General features: G+C 43.2%; 19 protein-coding genes. 4 read left to right on the top strand and 15 right to left on the bottom strand.

Features of this window, described 5'->3' with window-relative positions; translation table 11 throughout:
* Window positions 1-134 precede the first annotated feature (134 nt).
* Entirely contained in the window at window positions 135-1,475 is a 1,341-nt protein-coding gene (locus E5S68_RS06950) for a sodium-dependent transporter (RefSeq protein ID WP_135783111.1), read from the top strand.
* A gap of 40 nt (window positions 1,476-1,515) precedes the next feature.
* Here E5S68_RS06950 and E5S68_RS06955 read toward each other — a convergent pair whose 3' ends face one another.
* The 6 genes from E5S68_RS06955 to tsaB all read right to left on the bottom strand — a co-directional run bounded on the left by E5S68_RS06955 (window position 1,516) and on the right by tsaB (window position 5,517).
* Complete coding sequence (locus tag E5S68_RS06955; protein ID WP_135782893.1) at window positions 1,516-2,163, bottom strand: superantigen-like protein SSL4; 648 nt, start codon at window positions 2,161-2,163, stop codon at window positions 1,516-1,518.
* Window positions 2,164-2,289: 126 nt separating this feature from the next.
* Window positions 2,290-2,619, bottom strand: coding sequence for an AzlD domain-containing protein (locus E5S68_RS06960; RefSeq protein WP_135782894.1), 330 nt, complete (start codon window positions 2,617-2,619; stop codon window positions 2,290-2,292).
* Window positions 2,606-3,301: an AzlC family ABC transporter permease gene (locus tag E5S68_RS06965; protein ID WP_135782895.1), complete on the bottom strand. Its 696-nt coding sequence runs from the start codon at window positions 3,299-3,301 to the stop codon at window positions 2,606-2,608. The genes E5S68_RS06960 and E5S68_RS06965 overlap by 14 nt, the downstream gene beginning before the upstream one ends.
* Window positions 3,302-3,387: 86 nt before the next feature.
* Entirely contained in the window at window positions 3,388-4,410 is a 1,023-nt protein-coding gene (tsaD, locus tag E5S68_RS06970; protein ID WP_135782896.1) for a tRNA (adenosine(37)-N6)-threonylcarbamoyltransferase complex transferase subunit TsaD, read from the bottom strand.
* Complete coding sequence (rimI, locus tag E5S68_RS06975; RefSeq protein WP_135782897.1) at window positions 4,400-4,837, bottom strand: ribosomal protein S18-alanine N-acetyltransferase; 438 nt, start codon at window positions 4,835-4,837, stop codon at window positions 4,400-4,402. The genes tsaD and rimI overlap by 11 nt, the downstream gene beginning before the upstream one ends.
* Window positions 4,834-5,517, bottom strand: coding sequence for a tRNA (adenosine(37)-N6)-threonylcarbamoyltransferase complex dimerization subunit type 1 TsaB (gene tsaB, locus E5S68_RS06980; protein ID WP_135782898.1), 684 nt, complete (start codon window positions 5,515-5,517; stop codon window positions 4,834-4,836). The genes rimI and tsaB overlap by 4 nt, the downstream gene beginning before the upstream one ends.
* A gap of 296 nt (window positions 5,518-5,813) precedes the next feature.
* Between tsaB and E5S68_RS06985 the strand changes: the two genes are divergently transcribed.
* Together E5S68_RS06985 and rnjA are read left to right on the top strand one after the other, a co-directional pair.
* On the top strand, window positions 5,814-6,044 hold the full coding sequence (locus E5S68_RS06985; protein ID WP_126404878.1) for a DNA-dependent RNA polymerase subunit epsilon: 231 nt from the start codon (window positions 5,814-5,816) through the stop codon (window positions 6,042-6,044).
* Between the two features lie 3 nt (window positions 6,045-6,047).
* Window positions 6,048-7,730 carry a ribonuclease J1 gene (rnjA, locus tag E5S68_RS06990; RefSeq protein WP_135782899.1) on the top strand — a complete coding sequence of 561 codons (1,683 nt, stop codon included), beginning with the start codon at window positions 6,048-6,050 and terminating at the stop codon, window positions 7,728-7,730.
* A 100-nt stretch (window positions 7,731-7,830) separates the two neighbouring features.
* On the opposite strand, the gene glnA is transcribed toward rnjA, so the two are convergent.
* The 3 genes from glnA to E5S68_RS07005 form a co-directional block, all read right to left on the bottom strand.
* The gene (glnA, locus tag E5S68_RS06995) at window positions 7,831-9,177 is read right to left on the bottom strand and encodes a type I glutamate--ammonia ligase (RefSeq protein ID WP_135782900.1); all 1,347 of its coding nucleotides are present in this window, start codon (window positions 9,175-9,177) and stop codon (window positions 7,831-7,833) included.
* Between the two features lie 41 nt (window positions 9,178-9,218).
* Complete coding sequence (locus tag E5S68_RS07000; protein WP_023024490.1) at window positions 9,219-9,584, bottom strand: MerR family transcriptional regulator; 366 nt, start codon at window positions 9,582-9,584, stop codon at window positions 9,219-9,221.
* A 69-nt stretch (window positions 9,585-9,653) separates the two neighbouring features.
* Window positions 9,654-10,187, bottom strand: coding sequence for an FUSC family protein (locus tag E5S68_RS07005; protein WP_135782901.1), 534 nt, complete (start codon window positions 10,185-10,187; stop codon window positions 9,654-9,656).
* Window positions 10,188-10,778: 591 nt separating this feature from the next.
* Here E5S68_RS07005 and E5S68_RS07010 point away from each other — a divergent pair.
* The gene (locus tag E5S68_RS07010) at window positions 10,779-12,035 is read left to right on the top strand and encodes an ISL3 family transposase (RefSeq protein WP_135782046.1); all 1,257 of its coding nucleotides are present in this window, start codon (window positions 10,779-10,781) and stop codon (window positions 12,033-12,035) included.
* A gap of 141 nt (window positions 12,036-12,176) precedes the next feature.
* Here E5S68_RS07010 and E5S68_RS07015 read toward each other — a convergent pair whose 3' ends face one another.
* From E5S68_RS07015 to rpsL, 6 genes are all read right to left on the bottom strand, one after another.
* On the bottom strand, window positions 12,177-13,376 hold the full coding sequence (locus tag E5S68_RS07015; protein ID WP_135782902.1) for a phosphoglycerate kinase: 1,200 nt from the start codon (window positions 13,374-13,376) through the stop codon (window positions 12,177-12,179).
* Window positions 13,377-13,587: 211 nt separating this feature from the next.
* The gene (locus tag E5S68_RS07020; protein ID WP_135782903.1) at window positions 13,588-18,297 is read right to left on the bottom strand and encodes an endo-beta-N-acetylglucosaminidase; all 4,710 of its coding nucleotides are present in this window, start codon (window positions 18,295-18,297) and stop codon (window positions 13,588-13,590) included.
* A 240-nt stretch (window positions 18,298-18,537) separates the two neighbouring features.
* Window positions 18,538-19,548 carry a type I glyceraldehyde-3-phosphate dehydrogenase gene (gene gap, locus E5S68_RS07025; protein ID WP_006154814.1) on the bottom strand — a complete coding sequence of 337 codons (1,011 nt, stop codon included), beginning with the start codon at window positions 19,546-19,548 and terminating at the stop codon, window positions 18,538-18,540.
* 253 nt (window positions 19,549-19,801) lie between these two features.
* Window positions 19,802-21,883 carry an elongation factor G gene (fusA, locus tag E5S68_RS07030; RefSeq protein ID WP_135782904.1) on the bottom strand — a complete coding sequence of 694 codons (2,082 nt, stop codon included), beginning with the start codon at window positions 21,881-21,883 and terminating at the stop codon, window positions 19,802-19,804.
* Between the two features lie 276 nt (window positions 21,884-22,159).
* Complete coding sequence (gene rpsG, locus E5S68_RS07035) at window positions 22,160-22,630, bottom strand: 30S ribosomal protein S7 (protein ID WP_003003105.1); 471 nt, start codon at window positions 22,628-22,630, stop codon at window positions 22,160-22,162.
* Between the two features lie 19 nt (window positions 22,631-22,649).
* Complete coding sequence (rpsL, locus tag E5S68_RS07040) at window positions 22,650-23,063, bottom strand: 30S ribosomal protein S12 (protein WP_001142332.1); 414 nt, start codon at window positions 23,061-23,063, stop codon at window positions 22,650-22,652.
* Window positions 23,064-23,246 lie beyond the last annotated feature (183 nt).

Genomic DNA, 23,246 nt, shown 5'->3' on the forward strand with positions numbered 1-23,246 from the left:
ACAGTCTTTAAAAATCATGATAGGATAATCAAGTCTATCAATCACACAGAAGGCTCCTAAAGAGCCATTGAGAGAAGGCTATTTGACAACTCAAGTAGCCTTTTCTTATTTAAAAATAGATCGGAGTTTTAAAGATGTCTGAAAAATCTCAATGGGGTTCCAAAATTGGCTTCATCCTAGCCTCTGCAGGTTCTGCAATTGGCCTTGGGGCTGTTTGGAAGTTTCCCTATATGACCGCTGCTAATGGAGGCGGAAGTTTCCTTCTTATTTTTTTGATAGCAACTCTACTTATCGGCTTCCCTCTCTTACTGGCTGAATTTACTCTAGGACGTGCAGCTGGTGTTTCTGCCATTAAGACCTTTGGAAAACTCGGTGGCCGTCGCCTTTATGATGGGATCGGTTGGATCGGTGCCTTTGCCCTGTTCATCCTCCTCTCCTTCTACAGTGTCATCGGTGGCTGGATCCTGATTTATTTAGGGGTCGCCTTGGGAGAGTTATTCCAGCTTCTTTCAGTTAACGACTACACCCAGCTCTTTGGGGAGATTATTTCAAATCCCTGGTTGGCTCTAGGAGCCCAAGCCATCTTCATCTTCCTCAATGTCTTGATTGTTTCAAAGGGGGTAGAACAAGGGATTGAAAAGGCCTCAAAATTCATGATGCCTCTCCTCTTCATTATTTTCTTAGTCATGATTGGTCGTTCCTTGACCTTACCTGGCGCTTGGGAGGGAGTTAGCTACTTCCTCAAGCCAAACTTCTCCAAGATAACCAGCCAAGGTCTACTCTATGCCTTGGGCCAATCGTTTTTCGCCCTCTCCCTAGGGGTAACGGCCATGTTGACCTATGCTTCCTATTTGGACAAGGACACTGACCTGGTCCAATCCGGGATTTCCGTCGTCTTCATGAATATTGCCGTTTCCATCATGGCGGGCTTGGCGATCTTCCCAGCTATGTCAGCCTTTCAAATCCCTTCTACTAGTGGACCGGGCCTCCTCTTTGTAGTCCTTCCACAAGTCTTTGACAAGATGCCTTTTGGTACCCTCTTCTACCTGCTCTTCCTGCTTCTCTTTCTCTTTGCGACCATTACCTCATCTGTCGTCATGTTAGAGATTAATGTCGGGAACGTCACCAACCAAAACAATAAAAAGCGGGCTAAATGGAGTCAGATCATTGGCCTTCTGACCTTTATCTTTGGGATTCCATCTGCCCTTTCCTATGGCATCCTCTCTAAATGGACCCTCTTTGGAAAATCCTTCTTTGATTGTATGGACTTTTTGGTTTCCAACCTCCTTATGCCTTTTGGGGCTCTCTGCCTGTCTTTATTTACAGGCTATCTCTTTGATCAAGTCCTAGCCCAAGAAGAACTCAAGGTGGGAGAAGAGAAATCCAAACGCTTCTTCTTCAAGCTCTGGATTTTCTTGCTTCGCTTTGTGATTCCAATCGTCATCCTCATTGTCTTTATTACACAATTTATCTAAAACAAAATCCACGAACCCTCTGGGATTCGTGGATTTTTCTTTATTTTGTAAGGGAAACACGGAAATCATTGTATTTGCTGTAGTCAAAGTCTTCATTAAGCCCTGTTACAAATACAATTGGTGTATAATGACCCTCTTCCAAAATGAAACCGGCTTTTACCTTAGCATTGGCTCCCCCAAGTCCAGCAATACCTGGAAGAAGAGCATCAAAAGCTCCAGGTTCATCTGTTTCCCAGTAATAGACATTACCAGAAGCTTGGACTGCCTTGGCTCTAGCTGTCGCTGTGCGAATTGGGTTCACATCAGCTTGATAAAAGTTTGCTGTCGTAGTGACTGTTCCGTCCGCAGCAACGGTCATTTGGACATCTTTGGCAATTTCAGTTGTTCCAGTCCAAGTCCCTATAAGCTCTTCTGGAACCATTTGAGTTGAAGCCGGAGAAGCCTTGTCATCATTTGTCGTGCCAGATGCTGTAGCAGTTTGACTTGAGTTTACTGCCTCTTCTGAACTCGCTTCAGTTGTTTTTGTGTTCTTCTTTTTAGAAGACTGATTTGTTTTTTTCTGACTAGACGACATTGAAGTCTGTGTTTCTTTTGCAGAAGAGTTGCTCTCTTCTTTTTTTGAACCACAGGCTACGAGTAGGCTTGCAGAAGTTAATCCTAAAAGTGCTAAACTTGTCCATTTTTTCATGATCATGATACCTCACTAAAATTTATATTAGCTATTATATTACAATATTACACAATGTCAAGTTTTTTTTGAAATATTTTTGTAATATTTGCAACAAATAGTAATTTGTCTAAAAATTCAGGAGATTCAGGCGACTAGCAATCGGAAGAGGGCAACCAAGACAATCCCGAATAGAACCGTTCCCATTAGGTTTTTGTAGCGAAATGCTACCATCATGGTCGGAATGGTTGCGACCAGATCCACCCACCGAACCTGAGGGAGCTGGCCCGCTTTCCCCTCTACTAGACTTGAAAGGATCAAGGCAAAAATGATGGCAATGGGAAGGTACTTTAGAAAACGCAGAACTGGATCTGGCAGACCCCGGTATTTGACCAAAACGAAGGGCAGAATACGTGGAATCCAGGTGACCACTGCGGACATCAAAATAACCAAAAAAATCCAGCTATTCACGCGCATCGCACATCACCCCCACGAAACAACCTGTTAAAGTAGCTACTAAAACGGCTAATGATTGAGTCAAAAAGAAGGTCAAGAGGAAAAAGCTAAGAGCTACTGCACCTAAGACAAGGAGCATGGTTGTCATCTTTTCCGTCAAACGCATCCCTTGAAACTGACCAGCAAAAATCCCAATAAACATGGCAACTAGTGCAAAGTCCAGGCCGAAGGCACTAGGATTAGGTAAGAGCGAACCCAGCGCTGTCCCCAAAATGGTTGATGAGCCCCAGGCTAAATAACCGACCACGTTATTGCCATGCATCCAGGGAACAGTGATTCGGTCATTTTTCAATTTTTCGCTTAAATAAACCCCGTAACTTTCATCTGTCAACAAACTACCAATTCCAATATTCTGGAGCAGGCTAGCCTCCTTAAAATCGGGGGAGGTATGGAGACTCATAAGCATATTACGCAAATTGATGAAAAAGACGGTTAAGGTAATATTCATAATGGACGAATGAACCGCAATCAAAGAGATCATGGCAAACTGAGAAGCTCCTGCGTAAACCAAGAGACTCATCAATCCCATTTCTAAAGGCGAGAGATAGGGCGATGCCACCACACCACAGGCTAAGCCAATACTGATATAACCTAGAGCTGTCGGAAGAGCATCTCTGACCCCCTGCTGAAAATTCTTCTCCACTCTTTCTTCCTTTCTTTTTTGATGCTATCTATTATAACAAAAAAAGGACGGGAATCGTCCTCCCGTCCTTTATGTTCGTTTTTTAACTAATCTAAGTTCTCTTCTATCGGAGCAAAAGCCAGACTTGGTTTGGCATTGAGATCTAAGCTAGCAAAATTTCCCTTATTCCATTCGCTGACACTGGCATAGGCAATCATCCCTGCATTGTCACCGCAGAGGCGCAGAGGAGGAATGATGACCTTAACATCTGTGATCTCAGAAGCCAAGCGTTCACGAAGACCTTGATTGGCCGCGACTCCTCCAGCTACCACCAGGGTTTTAACCGGGTATCTTTCTAGGGCTTTTTTTGTCTTGGCCATCAAGATATCCATCACCGCAGCTTGGAAGGAAGCCGATAGATCTTCCTTAGACAGACTCTCACCTTTTTGCTCGGCATTGTGGTGGAGATTGATAAAGGCTGATTTGAGCCCTGAGAATGAGAACTCCAAATTATCTTCCTTGATCATGGCACGGGGGAAATCGTAGATATCCTGACCCTTATGCGCTAACTCGTCAATCTCGCGACCGGCTGGATAGGTCAAGCCCATGACGCGGCCAACCTTATCATAGGCCTCACCAACCGCATCATCACGCGTTTCCCCAACAATCTTATAATCACCAGCCTCCGAAACATAGACCAACTCGGTGTGCCCTCCGCTGACCAGCAAGGCCAAGAGCGGAAATTCTAAAGGCTCGACGCTTTGAGCTGCCATCAAGTGGCCGGCCATGTGGTTGACAGGAATCAAATGAATTCCATGCGCCCAAGCAAAGGCCTTGGCCGCAGCAAGGCCGACCAAAAGAGCTCCAACCAGACCTGGTCCATAGGTCACCGCAACCGCTGTGATTTCTTCTTCTGTAATTCCCGCTTCTTCTAGCGCTTCCTCAATACAGGCTGTAATGACTTCGACATGGTGCCGACTGGCGACTTCTGGAACCACTCCCCCGAATCGTTTATGGCTGTCAATTTGGCTGGCAATGACATTGGACAAGAGCTCTGTGTCGTTCTTTAAAACGGCGACACTGGTCTCATCACAAGATGTTTCAAATGCCAAAATATATCTATCCTTCATTTGCTTCCCTTTTCATCATAATAGCGTCTTCGGTAGGTGCATGATAATACCCTTTCCGGCAACCAATTTCTTTAAATCCTTGTTTTTGATAGAGAGTCCGAGCTGGAACATTTCCTTCTCTCACCTCTAAAAAGACCTCTTTCTCCTGAGAAACAGTTTCTAGTAACTGACGAGCAATCCCGCGACCTTGCCACTCTTTTCGAACAGCAATTTGGACGACTTCTAACTCATAGAGGTTTTCTTGTATGGCTAAGAAACCGACCAATTCTTCGCCACTATAGGCAAAGGCATACCAGTTTTGAGATTGACCAAGATCCGCTAGGACTTGCTTCAAGGTCCAAGGACTTTGTCCATAGACATCATCTAAGATTTCTATCAACTGAGGGGCTAAATCTAGTCGACCTACTTCCTTCTCGATTCGGATCATAGGCGTTTGATGTAGGACTGACCGGAGTCTTGATGGTCCTTGAGCCAGTTTTCCTCAGCCTCTACGCGCTTGAGGTAGTTGGGGACAAAACCATGAACGGAGACAGCTTCCTTTTTAAGTCCTAATCGGCCGATCCGTACCGCATCCGGTAGGGTTTCTACCATCTGAGCATGTGGCAAGGCTTCTTGTATCTGCTCACGAAAGGCTTCCACTTCCCCAAGGAAGGTCACCTTTTCAGCTCCCTTTACTCTTTCTAACACCGCTTCAAAAGAAAGGTGAGCCTCCGGGTAGACCAGCTGATCCTCTTGGTAAAAGCCCGCATAGACATGGTTGCGCCGCGCATCCATTACTGGAATGGCCAGACCTTCTATCTCTTCTGGCACCAAGGCTAGTAAACTAGAGACCCCTACTAAATCGATCTTTAAGGTTTGGGCCAGGGTTTTAGCCGTTGCTACCGCAATCCGCAAGCCAGTATAGGATCCTGGGCCTTCTGCTACTATAATGCGATCTAGATCCGTCGGTTTCCAATCAATGCTGGCCATTAAAAATTCAATGGCAGGCATTAAGGTAATACTGTGGTTTTTCTTGATCGTAAGCGTCAGCTCTGCTAATAAGTTTTCTTCCTCCAAAAGAGCAACTGATAGGGCCTTACTGGAGGTGTCGAATGCTAATACTTTCATATTTTCTCCTCGTTGTCTGTTTCATATTATACTACAAATAGACGCCAAACGGTAGAGGAAGCTTTCCCGGCCTATGAAATTCTCTCCTCACTTTTCTGTTCCTTATTCCTTCTAAAAAAGCGCTTCCTTCTGCCATCAGACCCTGCTTGCTTCTTTTCCTAAAGGCTTATTTATGGTATAATGAATAATAATTGTATCGAATCAGGACAACAGAAAGTAAGAATAGAAGTCTCAGCTAGCTACTAGCTGTTTCTTTTCTGCTACAGTCCGAACAAGCGAAAGGAACCGAAACGAAAATGATTTACAAAGTTTTCTACCAAGAAACAAAAGAACGCAACCCTCGTCGTGAAACGACTCATGCCCTCTATCTCGATATTGATGCTAAGAATGAGTTGGAAGGACGCATTGAAGCTCGTCGCATCGTTGAAGAAAATACATCATACAACATCGAATTTATCACCCTCTTGTCAGACCAACATCTAGAATATGAAAAAGAGTCTGGCGCATTTGAAATTACGGAGTTCTAATCCATGGCATATACCTTAAAACCTGAAGAAGTTGGTGTTTTCGCCATTGGAGGTCTTGGGGAAATCGGTAAAAATACCTATGGGATTGAATACCAAGACGAAATCATCATTGTGGATGCTGGTATTAAGTTCCCTGAAGATGATTTGTTAGGGATTGATTACGTGATTCCTGACTATTCCTATATCGTTGAAAATATCGACCGTGTCAAAGGGGTCTTGATTACTCACGGACACGAAGACCATATCGGAGGAATTCCCTTCCTCTTGAAACAAGCGAATGTGCCAATCTATGCTGGACCTTTGGCCCTAGCCCTTATTCGTGGAAAATTGGAAGAGCATGGCCTCCTTCGTGGTGCCAAACTCTATGAAATCAACCAAAATACGGAGTTGACCTTTAAGCATATTAAAGCGACCTTCTTCCGTACGACCCACTCCATTCCAGAACCTTTGGGGATCGTTCTTCACACACCTCAAGGAAAAATTGTCTGCACGGGAGACTTTAAATTTGACTTCACACCTGTTGGTGAGCCGGCCGACCTTCACCGGATGGCAGCTCTAGGGGAGGAAGGCGTCCTCTGTCTGCTTTCTGACTCAACCAACGCGGAAGTCCCAACCTTTACCAACTCTGAAAAAGTCGTTGGCCAATCCATTATGAAGATTATTGAAGGCATTCATGGACGTATCATTTTCGCTTCCTTTGCATCCAACATCTTCCGTCTCCAACAGGCTGCAGATGCCGCTGTGAAAACTGGCCGCAAGATTGTTGTCTTTGGACGCTCGATGGAAAAAGCCATTGTCAACGGAATTGAGCTCGGCTATATCAAGGTACCACCTGGAACGATTATTGAACCAAGTGAGATCAAGGACTACCCGGCAAACGAAATCCTCATTATGTGTACAGGGAGCCAAGGGGAGCCAATGGCGGCACTATCTCGTATCGCTAATGGAACCCACCGCCAAGTACAATTGCAACCGGGTGATACCGTTATCTTCTCCTCTAGTCCAATTCCTGGCAACACAACTAGCGTCAACCGCCTGATCAACATCATCTCTGAAGCAGGAGTCGATGTCATCCACGGTAAGATTAACAACATCCATACCTCTGGACACGGTGGCCAACAAGAACAAAAGCTCATGTTGCGTTTGATCAAGCCTAAATACTTCATGCCTGTCCACGGTGAGTACCGCATGCAGAAAATCCACGCTGGACTTGCGCGTGATTGCGGAGTAGAAAAGGATAACATTTTCATCATGAGTAACGGAGATGTCCTTGCCCTAACAGCCAACTCGGCTCGTATCGCAGGAAGCTTCAATGCTCAAGATATCTATGTCGACGGAAATCGCATCGGAGAAATCGGAGCTACTGTCCTTCGTGACCGTAAAGATTTATCGGAAGATGGAGTCGTTCTAGCTGTCGCAACAGTTGACTTCAAGTCGAAGATGATTTTAGCTGGACCAGATATTCTCAGCCGTGGCTTCATCTATATGAGAGAGTCCGGTGACCTAATCCGTGAAAGTCAACGCATCCTCTTCAATGCAATCCGAATCGCCTTGAAGAACAAAGATGCCAATATTCAAACCGTACACGGTGCTATTGTCAACGCCCTCCGTCCTTTCCTTTACGAAAGTACGGAACGAGAACCAATCATTATCCCGATGATTTTGACACCGGATGAAGATGATTAAAGAAACCAGAAAAGGAGGAGAACCTAAGGCTCTCCTCCTTTTTCTGTTTATCTAAACATGAGCTAGAGAACATCACCTAGCTCATCTTATATTTCTCAGCTTAGTAAAGATCTAAATAGTTATCAATTTCCCATTGTGAAACGAAGGTCGCATAGCTTGCCCACTCGATGCGTTTGGCTTCTAAGAAGCTGGTATAGATATGTTCACCAAGAGCATCCTTAACTACTTCGTCTTCCGTCAAAGCTTTCAAAGCATTGTGAAGGGTAGATGGAAGGTCAGTGATTCCAGCTTCTTTACGCTCTTCCGCTGTCATGATGTAAATATTTTCTTCGATCGGAGCGGGTGCTTCGATTTTGTTTTCAATCCCATGCAAACCAACTTCCAAAAGAACAGCCATAGCAATATACGGATTGGCCATTGGATCAACAGAACGTAGTTCCAAACGAGTTCCCATTCCACGAGTAGCAGGCACGCGCACCAATGGGGAACGGTTACGTCCTGCCCAAGCGATGTATACAGGAGCTTCAAAACCTGGCACCAAACGTTTGTAAGAGTTAACCGTTGGGTTCATGATGGCAGTGTAGTTGTAGGCATGCTTAATCAAGCCACCAAGGAAGTGATAAGCTGTTTCTGACAACTGCATTCCTTTTGGATCATTTGGATCAAAGAAGGCGTTGTTTCCTTCCGCATCAAACAAGGACATATTACAGTGCATACCGGAACCAGCGATCCCAAATTTTGGCTTAGCCATAAAGGTTGCATACAAACCATGTTTGCGAGCAATGGTTTTGACAACGAGTTTAAAGATTTGGATCTTGTCACATGCGCGAAGAACTTCATCATACTTAAAGTCAATTTCATGCTGACCCACAGCTACTTCATGGTGACTGGCTTCTACTTCAAAGCCCATTTGAGTCAAGACATTAACGATCTCACGACGAGTGTTATCGGCAAGGTCTGTCGGAGCCAGGTCAAAATAGCCACCCTTGTCATTCACTTCAAGAGTTGGGTCTCCATTTTCATCGAGCTTAAAGAGGAAGAACTCTGGTTCTGGTCCAAGGTTGAAAGATTTGAAGCCAACTTCTTCCATGTGACGAAGGGCACGTTTGAGGTTACCACGTGGGTCTCCTGCAAAAGGTTCTCCTTCTGTTGTATAGACATCACAAATCAATCCTGCAACACTACCGTTCTCATCCCCCCATGGGAAAACCGTCCAGGAGTCCAAGTCTGGATAGAGGTACATATCTGACTCATTAATCCGAACAAACCCTTCGATAGAAGATCCATCAAACATAGCCTTGTTTGAAAGGACCTTTTCCAACTGTTCATCTGTTGCTGGAATTTCAACGTTTTTCATGGTTCCTAAGATATCTGAAAACATCAACCGAATAAAGGTTACATTTTTTTCTTTGACTTCGCGACGAATATCTTCAACAGTAATTGACATGTGTGTCTCCTTATGAATAAAACAATAAGCAAAAAGAATGATCAGCGTAACTGACCATATGGCGATGAGGTCGTATGAAAGCGACTTTGCTGAAGAATGTCGCGATGAAGGGCCTTGCGAACTTCCTTCTCGCTGACTACCTTGGCAGCTTGGCGTTTAGCTTCTTTCTCAGCAATCCGTTTTTTAATCCCTGCAATATTAAGACCTTCCGACAAGTAATCCTTGATTTCCAACAGACGATCCATATCGTTGAGAGAAAACATCCGACGGTTGCCTTCTGTTCGATCTGGAGTAATGAGTTGCTGATCTTCGTAATAGCGAATCTGACGAGCTGTTAAATCCGTCAATTTCATAACACTACCGATCGGAAAGACCGCTAACGTTCGTCTTAATTCCTTTTCTTTCATATCTGACCTCCTTTCCCTTCTATTATAACGCAAAAAAAACCGATGTCAAGATTAAAATGTCACATAATCTCACATGGTTTTCCTTTTTTCTTTTATAAAATCTCGAATTCGATCCACATCTGAATTAACTAAAATAGCAACAAAGACTCCGATAAAGGTTTCAAAGATGCGGGCAAAAACGTACAGGAAAGTTTCTCCTGTCGGAATCGAGAGAGTAATGATCAACATGGCTGAAACACCACCGATGATTCCGGCTTTATTGTTCATAGCGACATTTGTCATAATGGTTAACATGGTCGCAATGGGCACAAAAATCAGGGTTACCCAAAAAGCATCGTGGAAGAGGATCTTAATCATAAAGAACAGCAGGGCATAAAAACCACCGATGCTGTTACCCATCACGCGCGAAGCTCCGAAGTGAACACTCTTATCAAAATCTTCTCTCAAACTAAAGACAGCTGTCAGTGCCCCAATCTGCAAGCCTCGCCAGCCAAAGATACCAAAAATCAATAGAACCAGAAAAACGGCTATCCCTGTTTTGAAGGTTCGCATTCCCAATCGAAATTTGGAACGGTCAAATTTATGTCGTTTAAAGTAATCCATTGTCCCCTATCTTTCTATCTCTTTTATTCTAACATATTTCCAGAAAGGTTCAAGCAGGGAAATGAAGATCGACTAGCTTCCTTCTAATCTATAAAGTCATCTTAAAAACTTTCCTTAGGTGAGTACGGAGGTTAGGTGAAATTATCCAGTGGATGATTTCAGCAATCCAGGAAGCTCCATGACTAATTAAGATACAAAGGGCGTCTGCGGATAAAGTCAAAATAGGAAGTTTGACGCAGAATCTTTAGATTCTAGGAAAACTTATCTTTTTGACACAATCCGCAGCCCGTGTTCAATTAGTTTTGAACCCCCTCGCTCTTTAATTTTCGGGCTCAGGCTAAAACAGTTTCCCAAACTGTTTTACTCTCAAAACTCCCGAGTCCTTGAAACAAATGTTTCAAGCACTTTTCTCACGGCGGAAAGTTTCGGGATTTTCTTGATTAATTTCAAAAATGAGATCACATTTTAGGCTCTATAATTTCTGTAGTGGGTAAAACCACCATAGGAATTATGGAGTCTATTTTGTTGTAGAAAAAAAGCCCCATAAGACCTATAATGAAAAGTGACCAAACCATCATTAGAAAGAATCTTATGGAACAATTAAATTTTATCACAAACATACTCGGAATTAAAGACAAGAACATCATAATCTTGGATTATCTGGATTCTGGAACACATAAAGAAATCATCGCTAAGCTAGATTACCCTACACCTAAGTGTCACAGCTGTCATGGACAAATGGCTAAATATGACTTCCAAAAAGAATCCAAAATTCCCTATCTAGAGTGTGCGGGCTACAAGACTCTCATTCGATTGAGAAAACGACGTTTTCGTTGTAAAGTCTGCGGGAAAATGGCAGTTTCAGAAACCTCCTTAGTCAAGAAGAATCACCAGATCGCAACCATCGTCAAACAGAAAATCACTCAAAAATTGATTGAGAAAGTCCCTATGACTAGCATAGCCGAAAGTTTATCCGTCTCTACTTCAACAGTTATTCGTCAGTTACATAAATTTAAATTTAAGACTAACCTTAACTACCTTCCAGAACATATGAACTGGGATGAGTACGGCTTCAAGAAAGGTAAGATGAGCTTTATTGCACAGGACTACGATACAAGAAAGATCGTGGCTATCCTAGATGGACGGACTCAAGCAACTATTCGCAATCATTTCCTTCGTTATTCTAAACAAGTGAGAAGTTGCGTGAAAGTCATTACTATGGACATGTTTAGTCCCTACTACGATATTGCCAGAAAACTTTTTCCAAATGCTAAAATCGTTCTTGATCGCTTTCACATTGTCCAGCATCTCAGTCGAGCAATGAATCGCGTACGCATCCAAATTATGAATCAGTTTGATCGAAGATCACACGAATATAAAGCACTGAAACGTTACTGGAAACTCATTCAACAGGATAGCCGTAAACTCAGTGATAAACGATTTTATCGACCAATTTTTCGGTCACACTTGGCCAATAAAGAGGTTCTAGAAAAGTTGCTTTCATACTCTCAAGAACTTAGACAGCACTATGATCTCTATCAACTCCTACTCTTTCATTTTCAAGAGAAACAGACGGACCATTTCTTTAGTCTTATTGAAGAAACAATTTCTTCTGTAAATCCTATTTTTCAAACTGTATTTAAGACCTTTTTGAAAGATAAGGACAAGATCATGAATGCACTGGAACTTCCCTACTCAAACGCAAAACTTGAGGCCACAAATAACCTCATCAAAGTCATCAAGCGAAATGCTTTTGGCTTCCGGAACTTTGACAACTTTAAAACTAGAATTCTAATTGCTTTGAACATCAAAAAGGAGAGAACCAATTTGGTCCTCTCCAGGTTGTAACTTTTCATCAACCCACTACAGTTGACAAAGAGCCACATTTTATTTCGATACAGAATCACTTATCTTATATAAAAATTAGTTTGTATACATTCTAAAAAAAGCACCTTTCGGTGCTTCTTCTATGGTTCATGAGGAACCGTCTTATTTTTCAGTCAAGGCTGCAAGTCCTGGAAGAACTTTACCTTCAAGGAGTTCCATTGAAGCGCCTCCGCCCGTACTAATCCATGAGAACTTGTCTGCGCGACCAAGGTTGATCGCTGCAGCAGCTGAGTCACCACCACCGATGATTGATTTCACGCCTGGTTGTTTCACGATAGCGTCCATCACACCGATTGTACCAGCTTGGAAGTCAGGGTTTTCAAATACTCCCATAGGTCCGTTCCATACAACTGTTTTCGCACCAGTCAATGCTTCATCAAATTTAGCGATAGATTTTGGACCGATATCCAAACCAAGGAATCCTGGGTCTACTGCTTCACCTTCAGTGTCTTTCACTTCAGTGTAGTCAGCAAATGCGTTTGCTTCTTTTGAGTCAACTGGCAAGATCAATTTGCCGTTTGCTTTTTCAAGAAGAGCTTTAGCGACATCCAATTTGTCTTCTTCTACAAGTGAGTTACCGATTTCGATCCCTTGCGCTTTGTAGAATGTGTAAGTCATCCCACCACCGATAAGAACTTTATCAGCTTTTTCAAGCAAGTTTTCGATAACACCGATCTTGTCTGAAACTTTTGAACCACCAAGAATCGCCACGAATGGACGTTCTGGAGCTTCAACTGCTTCTTGGATATAAGTAATTTCGTTTTCAAGAAGGAATCCAGCAACAGCTTTTTCAACATTTGCTGAGATACCAACGTTAGATGCGTGCGCACGGTGAGCTGTACCGAATGCATCGTTTACGAAGATACCATCTCCAAGTGATGCCCAGTATTTACCAAGTTCAGGATCGTTTTTAGATTCTTTCTTGCCGTCAACATCTTCATAACGAGTGTTTTCAACCAAGAGAACTTGTCCATCTTCAAGAGCGTTAATCGCTGCTTCCAATTCAGCACCACGAGTAACACCTGGGATAAATGTAACTTCTTGACCCAATTTAGCAGCCAAGTCAGCAGCTACAGGAGCAAGTGATTTTCCTTCTTTGTCTGCTTCTTCTTTTACACGTCCAAGGTGAGAGAAGAGGATTGCACGTCCACCTTGCTCAAGGATGTACTTGATTGTTGGAAGAGCAGCAGTGATACGGTTGTCGTTTGTGATCACGCCATCTTTTACAGGAACGTTGAAGTCAACACGAACGAGAACTTTTTTCCCTTTCAAGTCAACGTCTTTAACAGTCAATTTTGCCATTGGATATGACTCCTTCTATTTTTAATACATGATAATTATATCACAAAAGCTGTAAAAGAGGTAGAAAAATAGTGGATTTCTACCTCTTATTAGCAAGTCTAGAGTGATCCTCCTCTATTAGAATCCGCATCATAAAACCTCCCTTGTTTTTTACAAAGGAGGTTTACGATTCATCGTGACCTTTTCAGTCAGTATAATGACTCTTAAAAAGTTACTCTTCTTTCTTCTTACCAGCCAAGAGGAAACCTCCAAGCGCTGCTAAAAGAACAGCTTCTGCTGCAAAAGTAGCTTCTAAACTTGCTGTTGTTGGCAACTTATCAGATGAAGTTGGGTGACTTTCCTCTTTGACCTCTTGACTTTCCCCTTCTTCTTGCGTCTGTTCTTGATGTTGACTTACTAATTGGTCAATCTTTTGATCCACGAGGCCCGCATGGCCTACTGATAAAGTCTTTTGCTCAGTTGGACTTGGCTGAACTGGTTTCTTAGGATTCTCACTTGGCTCTAGTGGCTGATTTGGTTGGAGCGGTTGATCCGGTTTAGATGGTTCCTCTGGCTGAATCGGTTGATCTGGTAGGACTGGACTTGGTGTCTTATAGACAATCGCATAGTGGGTAAAGTGAGGGGCGGTAAAGATAACCACATCTCCCACTCGTTCAAATGCCAAGGATTGAGGTGCTTGACCTTCTGGGAAGAAGAGGACTTGTTCCACTTCTTTATCCTTATCCACAGGGATCTTCACAAGTGATGGGTGCTGCGTATCGACATTTTGGCCACTTGCATCGACTCCCTCGATATCAAAGATAGTCGCTTCTCGTCCCTTCAGTTCTTCTTTTTCTGTCTGATTGGCTTCAACTTTTGCGACTTTTAGTCCTTTGACAACGGTTGGCTCTAAATTGGAGAATTGAACTTCGACTCCAGTCGCAGGGTCTACAAAGACAGCTGGCTTATCTTCTTTCAGGAGTGCAATCAAGGTCTCTAGACCTGTTTTTGCAGTCCCAAGCGCTTCAGGAGTGAGCTCTGAAGAAGCTAAAAGCTCTTTATTTTTCTCAATCAGTGCCTGCAAAGCATCACCAGAAGGATGATTTGGCTTGCTTGCTAATAGAGCAGTCGCTTCCTCTGTCAGAGCAGAAAGAGCGTCTTTCTCTTTGACTAGATTAGCTTGTCCATCCAAGGCTTTCAAGAGAGCGGTCAATTGGTTCAACTGATCATTGACCTGATCTTGTGTGCTGGTATCATGCTCTTTCAAGACTTTTTCAGAAGCAGCCATTCCAGCCAACAAGGCTTCTTTGACTTCAGGAGTGGCAAATGTAAAGTCTACTTTGGCTTTTGCAGCTTCAGCTTCAGCCAATTTTTGCTTAAGGTATTCATCGTTGAGAGCTGGTTTTGGATTCACGAGGACATCAAAGCTTGTGCTAGCTCCTTTGTAATGGATGGTGATGGTTTGACGGCCTTCCTTGCTCGCATCAAAGCCAGTTACTTCCACCCCTTCATCGCTCAAGGCGTGCGTTTCAGTCGTTTCATCTTCAAAGACGACTGTAAAGCGTCCGCCTTCTTTTTCAAATGCTTCTCCGACGATATATTCTACCTTCGGTTTTTCTGTCAATTCAAGTCCAGCAACTGCTTTTTCACCTGCTTCTTCTGCACTGACCACAAAAACAGTGAGAGTCTTATCCAATTTCTGACCAAGGTAAGAAACTTCTAGGTGTTGTTCTCCAAGCTTGCTACTGTCAAAGCCAAGAATCTCTACACCTGAGTTGGTGAGGTTGACTAGTTGATCTGCTTGGCCATCTTTATAATGAACACGGAGTGTTGCTCCTTTCAAGGAAAGAGCATCCCCTTCCCGGTAAACCTTCTTAGCTAACCCTTCTTCTAATTGAACTCCACTAATTTCTTTATCATTCTTTGGAACTTCGATCGCCAAGACATTACTGATATCTTTTCCAGGTTCTTGCGCACGATAGTAGAGAAGAGATGGGGTGGATTCAAAAGCTAGCGGTTTAAAGATCAGATTTCCAGCTTGATCAGCTGTCATGGTCGCAATTGGGCTAGTGGCTTCTTTATCCGCATAAAGAGTTAGTGTGGTGTTGGCCGGAACATCTTTGAAGCCGACTTGGACAAAATGATTGCCTAAGTTTTGCGCTGCAGCATGTTTCATTGGGATGTTGACCGTTTCAGTATCCAGACTTTCATACATCTTCCAGTTGTAAATCCGGATGGCTTGCCATGGGGTTCCGTTATCTGCCGTAATGACATGAAGACGCCAATCTTGGGCCTTGATCGGATGGTCGAGTGTAATATCAGACACATGGGCTTTATTGCCACGAACTTCCTTAGCGAGCTTCCATTCACCCGCTTCATCCTTGTAGTAAAGGTCAAAGTCACGGGTATTCATCTTGCCATCATCGACAGACTCTCCGCCAGCACCGGCATGGTCCATGACCCAACGAACAATGGTCCGTGGTTGTGTCAAGCGAATATCGACAGTTCCACTCAATTGAGCCGAAGACCATTTATCCGAAAGACTGGTAATGGTACCATTTAACATCCCCTCGATGCCTTCACTACCATCTGCATCTGGGAAACTTGAACCGATGACTTTGGCTCCAATGACCACGTTTGGTGCTAGGGCTTTTGGAAGACTGGTATCTGACACGGTCATGCCCCAATCAAAGGCCACAGTTCCCGCATCTGAACGTTGACCGTTCTTCCCAACAGCAACAACCTTGAGTTCCTGGGTGGTCCCTTCAGCACTTGCTGAACGACTAACTTTTGGAAGATAGACGGTTGTAGCTGAAGAACCTGTTAAGAGACGCCAGTTATCGCCATCTTTCTCATAGACTTCATAGTAATCTGCATCTGCAACTCCCTTAAAGTTTAGGACTGCTTCTGCTTCTTGCGCATTTTGCAGGCGTTTGCCTTGCACGGTTACTTCAGAAGGCGCAGCTGGTTTTTCTTGGTTCGACGTAATCGACAACTGACCGAGATTAAATTTGTAGTCTTTGACATCTGCATCATGGTCAAAGAAGAATTTAATCGCATAAATGGTCTTGCCAGCCAGGTCTCCCAAATCAAAGGTTTGAGTCGACCAATCTGCGCTTGGCGTCAATTCTTTCCATACATATTCGGAGTAGTCTTCTTTTGTAGCAGCTGCTACCCAAGTAGCTGCACCGACTCCACCCTTGTGAGAGACACTTAATTTTGTCGTTTCTGACACAGGAATCTTGGTCGAATAGAGCATGACATTCTGGCTACTATTAGCTTTCAAATCCCCTTCAAAGGTTAAAGAGTTCCCACCATTGTAGGCTTGATCAAAATCATAGCGCCCTTTCAATGGCGTACTATCTTCACTATGCTCCACCCACCAACGCCATGTTGGAAGGTAGCCAGAGACAGAACGGTAGTTCCATTCGCCTTCTTTAGAAATCTTGCCGTCTACGAACCAATGTTTGCCGTGGCCTGTATTAAAGGATGTATTAAAATCAGCACTTGTAATTGGAGTTTTATCCACTACTAGATTGGACATGCCGTACCAAGATTGGTCTGCTGGCTTCCCTTTAGTCGGATCCCCTTGGAAGCCTGTCCAGAAGAGATCTTCGTGAGTATGATAACCTTCTCCCGTTTTTCCTAGACCCGTAATGGTATCTGGCGCATAAAGACCAAGAGAAAGGCGCAACTTGCCATGTTCATCTAAAATCGCATTCCAGTCCACATTGGTCTTATAAGAGCCCCCTTTTTGGAGCTCCAGTCCTGCTAAAACATCATAAGGATTGCGCTGAATCCATTTGGCTGTGCTGATGGAATAATCGACTTCTGATTTGCCCCAGTTAAAGTTGGCAAAGAAGGTATCAACTGGATTTTCTCCATTTTCAGGTTGCATGAAATTGTAGTTGTACTCACCCAGTGCATTTTCGTGGTAGCGACCATATTCATAAGTCATGGCATCATACCAAGAGTACTTGATCGGATAGTTGAGGCTCTTCGCATACTCCTTAGTATAAAGAAGGAAATCTCTTAATTTTGGCCCCAAAGGCTCTACTAGGTTCCCTGTTGTTTCTTGGTTGATAAAGTAACCATCAAAGCCGTAATACTTAGCTAGTTCAACTAATTTTCGGGCAATCGGGAAGGTCTTTGACCCTTCGCTATCTTCTTTCAAGGTTTCTGCAAAGCGCTCTTGATCCTTGATGCTACTTGACCAGTTGTAGAAGAGAGTTCCATAAATAGGCACCCCATTTCTATGAGCAGCATCAATCACATCGGCTGATGGAACTAAACCTTCCCAGAAGACCATAGAATCCAAATACTGCCAGTAGTCAAAGGCATAGGCCTTAAACTCTTCACCACCTACTGAAGCATGGTCCTTAGCTTTAGAGTTCATATTAGACAGCGCTTGAATCTTAGCATCCGGGTTTGCTTGCTCATTTATTTGTTTTCCTTGGTAGCGACTAGCAAGAGGGATACTCGCACGATTGAGGTCATCGTCCACTCGTTTACCAGGTTCCCATTTTAACAAATCGTCCCAAGTATCAAATTTAACTTCCTTTGGTCTCAGTTGTTTTTCTTCATTGGTTGGGAGATCTGACACCTTTTCTGCTACTGGTTTTTCAACATCTTTGTCTAGGACAGTATCGGATGCTGAAGAATCTAATGAGCTTGAGGGTTGAGTTTCTGAAGCATGACTAGTAGTTTCTCTTGATGGGAGCACTGCATCCGCTGTATAGACTCCCCCTTCACTGATGAGAGCATTAACCGCCTCTTCTGAAGCAACTGTGCTTTCGAGAGATACTTCACTACTAGTGGTTTCCTCATCAGCTGAGACAGCCCCTACCCCTAAAAAGGCTAAGCCAATCAAAGCTGAGCAGACACCTACACTCAGTTTACGAATACTGTACTTATTTTTCTTTTCAAACAGATGACCTTTCATCTTAACCTCCTATTTGACTCTTTTTTGACACATCTGACGGATTTCCTTTAATCTCCTTCCCAAGCGCAATCTTTGCAATCGCTTTTATTTTTATGGATTAGAAATCATCAATCAAAGATAGTTTACCCCTTCGAAGGCGCTTGTGTCAATGCATTTTCAAAAGTCCTATAATAATGACAGGAGGAACTAAAATAAGTACAAAAAAAGAGGAGGAAACCCTCCTCCTAATATACGATTGAATTATTTAGCAATTTTTGCGAAGTATTCAAGAGTACGAACAAGTTGTGCAGTGTAAGACATTTCGTTGTCATACCATGAAACAACTTTAACCAATTGTTTACCGTCAACGTCAAGAACTTTAGTTTGAGTTGCGTCAAACAATGATCCGTAAGACATACCTACAACGTCTGAAGAAACGATTGGATCTTCAGTGTAACCGTATGATTCGTTAGCAACAGCTTTCATAGCTGCATTTACTTCATCAACAGTAACGTTCTTTTCAAGAACAACTACCAATTCAGTTACTGATCCAGTTGGAGTAGGAACGCGTTGTGCAGCTCCGTCCAATTTACCGTTCAATTCAGGGATAACCAAACCGATTGCTTTAGCAGCACCAGTTGAGTTAGGAACGATGTTAGCAGCACCAGCGCGTGCACGACGAAGGTCACCTTTACGGTGTGGACCGTCAAGGATCATTTGGTCACCAGTGTAAGCGTGGATAGTAGTCATCAATCCTTCAACAACACCGAAGTTATCTTGAAGAGCTTTAGCCATTGGAGCCAAGCAGTTTGTAGTACATGAAGCACCTGAGATAACTGTTTCAGTACCATCAAGAATATCGTGGTTAGTGTTAAATACGACTGTTTTAACATCTGATCCACCAGGAGCAGTGATAACAACTTTCTTAGCACCACCAGCATGCAAGTGTTTTTCAGCAGCTGCTTTAGTAGCAAAGAAACCAGTTGCTTCAAGAACGATTTCTACACCGTCGTTAGCCCAGTCGATTTGTTCTGGATCGCGTTCAGCAGAAACTTTAACGAATTTACCGTTAACTTCGAATCCACCTTCTTTAACTTCCACAGTACCGTCGAAACGACCTTGAGTTGTATCGTATTTCAACAAGTGTGCAAGCATAACTGGATCTGTAAGGTCGTTGATGCGAGTAACTTCAACACCTTCTACGTTTTGGATACGACGGAAAGCAAGACGACCGATACGACCGAAACCGTTAATACCAACTTTAACTACCATTCGTGATTTCCTCCTTATGAAAATCAAAAAATTTTTATGTGAAAAGAGTAACTTGATAGGTTACAAATCATCTTTCAACAATATTATTATATACTTTCTTCCCCTAAAATGCAACTGATTTCATTAGGATTAGAAATATTACACAAACTTTCATATTCATTTTCACTATCTCTTATGAGGAAGAGGTGTTGAACTCTTTTCGAATCAAAAAAGCTCTCCTCCTAAGAGGAAAGCTTTTAGCTAGATGGTAAAATTATGCTTCACCTTTAGCTTTTTTAATGATTTCTTCTTGTACTGATTTCGGTACATCTTCGTAGTGGTCAAATACCATCATGAAGGTACCACGTCCTTGAGTTGCAGAACGAAGGACTGTAGCGTAACCGAACATTTCAGCAAGTGGTACATAAGCACGAACGATTTGGCTTGCACCATGAGCTTCCATACCGTCTACACGTCCACGACGAGCAGTTACGTGGCCCATAACATCTCCAAGGTTTTCTTCAGGAACTGTGATAGTTACAAGCATCATTGGCTCAAGGATTGCTGGTTGAGCTGACTTAGCTGCTTCTTTAAGAGCAAGAGATGCAGCAATCTTGAAGGCAGTTTCAGATGAGTCGACATCGTGGTATGATCCATCGTAAAGCTTCGCTTTCACGTCAACCATTGGGTAGCCAGCAAGGACACCGTTAGCCATAGATTCTTGAAGTCCTTTTTCTACTGCAGGGATGAATTCACGTGGAACCACACCACCGACGATAGCATTTTCGAACTCGAATCCTTTTCCTTCTTCGTTTGGAGTAAATTCGATCCAAACATCACCAAACTGACCTTTACCACCAGATTGACGTTTGAAGAATCCACGTGCTTGTGTAGAAGCGCGGAATGTTTCACGGTAAGATACTTGAGGAGCACCAACGTTGGCTTCAACCTTGAATTCACGTTTCATACGGTCAACAAGGACATCCAAGTGCAACTCACCCATACCAGAGATAACTGTTTCACCTGTTTCAGGGTTTGTTTCAACGCGGAAGGTTGGATCTTCTTCAGCTAATTTTTGAAGAGCGATACCCATCTTGTCTTGGTCTGCTTTAGATTTAGGCTCAACCATCAATTGGATAACTGGTTCTGGAACTTCGATTGACTCAAGGATAACTTTCGCTTTTTCATCTGTCAATGAGTCACCAGTTGTTGTATCTTTCAAACCAACAGCAGCAGCGATATCACCAGAATAAACTGTTTCGATTTCCATACGAGTGTTGGCGTGCATTTGAAGGATACGTCCGATACGTTCACGTTTACCTTTAGTAGTGTTCAATACGTAAGAACCTGAGTTCAAGACACCTGAGTAAACACGGAAGAATGTCAAACGACCTACGAATGGGTCAGTCATGATCTTGAAGGCAAGCGCTGCAAATGGCTCTTCGTCAGATGCTGGACGTTCTACTTCTTCGTCTGTATCTGGGTTGATACCTTTGATTGCAGGGATATCAAGTGGGCTTGGAAGGTAGTCAAGAACTGCATCCAACATCAATTGAACCCCTTTGTTCTTGAAGGCAGAACCACACAACACTGGGAAGAATTCAACATTGATAGTTGCTTTACGGATACCAGCTTTCAATTCTTCGTTAGTGATTTCTTCACCTTCAAGGTATTTCATCATCAAGTCTTCATCAGTTTCAGCAACTGCTTCAACCAATTTTTCACGGTATTCTTGAGCTTGGTCAAGGTATTCAGCTGGGATATCTTCTTCAAGAATATCTGTACCAAGGTCGTTGGTGTAGATTTCAGCTTTCATCTTGATCAAGTCGATGATTCCACGGAAGTCATCTTCAGCACCGATTGGCAATTGAATTGGATGTGCATTTGCTTGAAGACGATCATGAAGTGTGCTTACTGAGTAAAGGAAGTCAGCACCGATTTTATCCATCTTGTTCGCAAATACGATACGAGGAACACGGTATTCAGTAGCTTGACGCCAAACAGTTTCTGTTTGAGGCTCAACACCTGATTGTGAGTCAAGAACCGTTACAGCACCGTCCAAAACGCGGAGTGAACGTTGTACTTCGATAGTGAAGTCCACGTGTCCTGGCGTGTCGATGATGTTAACACGAGTGTCTTTCCATTGAGCTGTTGTCGCAGCAGATGTGATGGTGATACCACGTTCTTGCTCTTGCTCCATCCAGTCCATTTGTGACGCACCTTCGTGAGTTTCACCGATTTTGTGAATCTTACCAGTGTAGTAAAGGATACGCTCAGTTGTAGTTGTTTTACCAGCATCGACGTGGGCCATGATACCGATATTACGAGTTTTTTCAAGTGAAAATTCGCGTGCCATGAGGTTTTGTTCTCCTATATTTTTTATTTCTATACTATTATAACATGATTTAACAAAAACGGATAGGCAGGACCTACCCGTTCTCATTGTTTATCCTGTTTGGTTGGTTTCAACTTGCAAGATGGTAAGTTGAATTGTACTCGGGCTAAAGTTAGTTAGCCGATTTGAGCCGGAACGGGATGCTGTGTGAAAAAGATAAACTTCCTTGTATTCGTCGAATACTGCGTCAGTTTCCTATTTTCACCTTGCATCCTTACCGTTCCTAGCATCATGATCTTACCAGCGGAAGTGTGCGAAGGCACGGTTAGCTTCAGCCATACGGTGAGTGTCTTCACGTTTCTTAACAGCTGCACCAGTGTTGTTTGCAGCATCCAAGATTTCTTTAGCAAGGCGGTCAACCATTGTGTGCTCACCACGTTGACGAGCGATGGTTACCAACCAACGAAGTCCAAGTGTTGTACGACGTTCTGGACGAACTTCAACTGGGACTTGGTAGTTAGATCCACCAACACGACGTGCACGTACTTCAAGTACAGGCATGATGTTTTCCATTGCTGTTTCAAATACTTCAAGTGCGTCATTTCCAGTAGCTTCTTTGATTTGCTCAAAAGCACCGTAAACGATTGAAGCTGCTGTACCACGTTTACCATCAAGCATAACGCGGTTGATAAGACGAGTAACTAGTTGTGAATTGTAAAGCGGATCTGGCAATACATCGCGCTTTGGAGCTCTATTTTTACGACTCATTTCTCTTTATCCCCTTTCCTTATGCTTTTGGACGTTTAGTACCGTATTTAGAACGGCCTTGTTTACGATCATTAACACCTGCAGTATCAAGTGCACCACGGACGATATGGTAACGTACCCCTGGAAGGTCTTTTACACGTCCACCACGAAGAAGCACCACGCTGTGCTCTTGCAAGTTGTGTCCGATACCTGGGATGTAGGCAGTAACTTCGATCAAGTTGCTCAAACGTACACGAGCGAATTTACGAAGGGCAGAGTTAGGTTTTTTAGGTGTCATTGTTCCAACACGAGTTGCAACACCACGTTTTTGTGGTGAAGAAACGTTTGTTTGAACTTTTTTATGACTGTTGTAACCAACGTTCAAAGCTGGTGATTTAGATTTTTCTACTTTTGATTTACGCGGTTTGCGAACCAATTGGTTAATTGTAGGCATCTACATTCTCCTGTATTTTTTTATTTTTGGTGATGATACACTTGGTGACAGCTACCATCTGTGTGTACTTTTGCAACATTTGTCAGCACGTCCCTGTACACTCTTGAGAGACCAAAAGTAAAAAGTACCGTCTATTATTGTAACATAGCGGCACTTTCACTGTCAAGAAATTTTTCTCTTTTT

Source organism: Streptococcus rubneri, from assembly GCF_004785935.1.
Classification (GTDB): Bacteria; Bacillota; Bacilli; order Lactobacillales; family Streptococcaceae; genus Streptococcus; species Streptococcus rubneri.

Excerpts from the sequence above, each read along its gene's own strand:
- E5S68_RS06950 (WP_135783111.1), top strand. The coding sequence starts at position 135 with ATGTCTGAAAAATCTCAATGGGGTTCCAAAATTGGCTTCATCCTAGCC.
- E5S68_RS06955 (WP_135782893.1), bottom strand. The coding sequence starts at position 2,163 with ATGAAAAAATGGACAAGTTTAGCACTTTTAGGATTAACTTCTGCAAGC.
- E5S68_RS06960 (WP_135782894.1), bottom strand. The coding sequence starts at position 2,619 with ATGCGCGTGAATAGCTGGATTTTTTTGGTTATTTTGATGTCCGCAGTG.
- tsaD (WP_135782896.1), bottom strand. The coding sequence starts at position 4,410 with ATGAAGGATAGATATATTTTGGCATTTGAAACATCTTGTGATGAGACC.
- rimI (WP_135782897.1), bottom strand. The coding sequence starts at position 4,837 with ATGATCCGAATCGAGAAGGAAGTAGGTCGACTAGATTTAGCCCCTCAG.
- tsaB (WP_135782898.1), bottom strand. The coding sequence starts at position 5,517 with ATGAAAGTATTAGCATTCGACACCTCCAGTAAGGCCCTATCAGTTGCT.
- E5S68_RS06985 (WP_126404878.1), top strand. The coding sequence starts at position 5,814 with ATGATTTACAAAGTTTTCTACCAAGAAACAAAAGAACGCAACCCTCGT.
- rnjA (WP_135782899.1), top strand. The coding sequence starts at position 6,048 with ATGGCATATACCTTAAAACCTGAAGAAGTTGGTGTTTTCGCCATTGGA.
- glnA (WP_135782900.1), bottom strand. The coding sequence starts at position 9,177 with ATGTCAATTACTGTTGAAGATATTCGTCGCGAAGTCAAAGAAAAAAAT.
- E5S68_RS07000 (WP_023024490.1), bottom strand. The coding sequence starts at position 9,584 with ATGAAAGAAAAGGAATTAAGACGAACGTTAGCGGTCTTTCCGATCGGT.
- E5S68_RS07005 (WP_135782901.1), bottom strand. The coding sequence starts at position 10,187 with ATGGATTACTTTAAACGACATAAATTTGACCGTTCCAAATTTCGATTG.
- E5S68_RS07010 (WP_135782046.1), top strand. The coding sequence starts at position 10,779 with ATGGAACAATTAAATTTTATCACAAACATACTCGGAATTAAAGACAAG.
- E5S68_RS07015 (WP_135782902.1), bottom strand. The coding sequence starts at position 13,376 with ATGGCAAAATTGACTGTTAAAGACGTTGACTTGAAAGGGAAAAAAGTT.
- E5S68_RS07020 (WP_135782903.1), bottom strand. The coding sequence starts at position 18,297 with ATGAAAGGTCATCTGTTTGAAAAGAAAAATAAGTACAGTATTCGTAAA.
- gap (WP_006154814.1), bottom strand. The coding sequence starts at position 19,548 with ATGGTAGTTAAAGTTGGTATTAACGGTTTCGGTCGTATCGGTCGTCTT.
- fusA (WP_135782904.1), bottom strand. The coding sequence starts at position 21,883 with ATGGCACGCGAATTTTCACTTGAAAAAACTCGTAATATCGGTATCATG.
- rpsG (WP_003003105.1), bottom strand. The coding sequence starts at position 22,630 with ATGAGTCGTAAAAATAGAGCTCCAAAGCGCGATGTATTGCCAGATCCG.
- rpsL (WP_001142332.1), bottom strand. The coding sequence starts at position 23,063 with ATGCCTACAATTAACCAATTGGTTCGCAAACCGCGTAAATCAAAAGTA.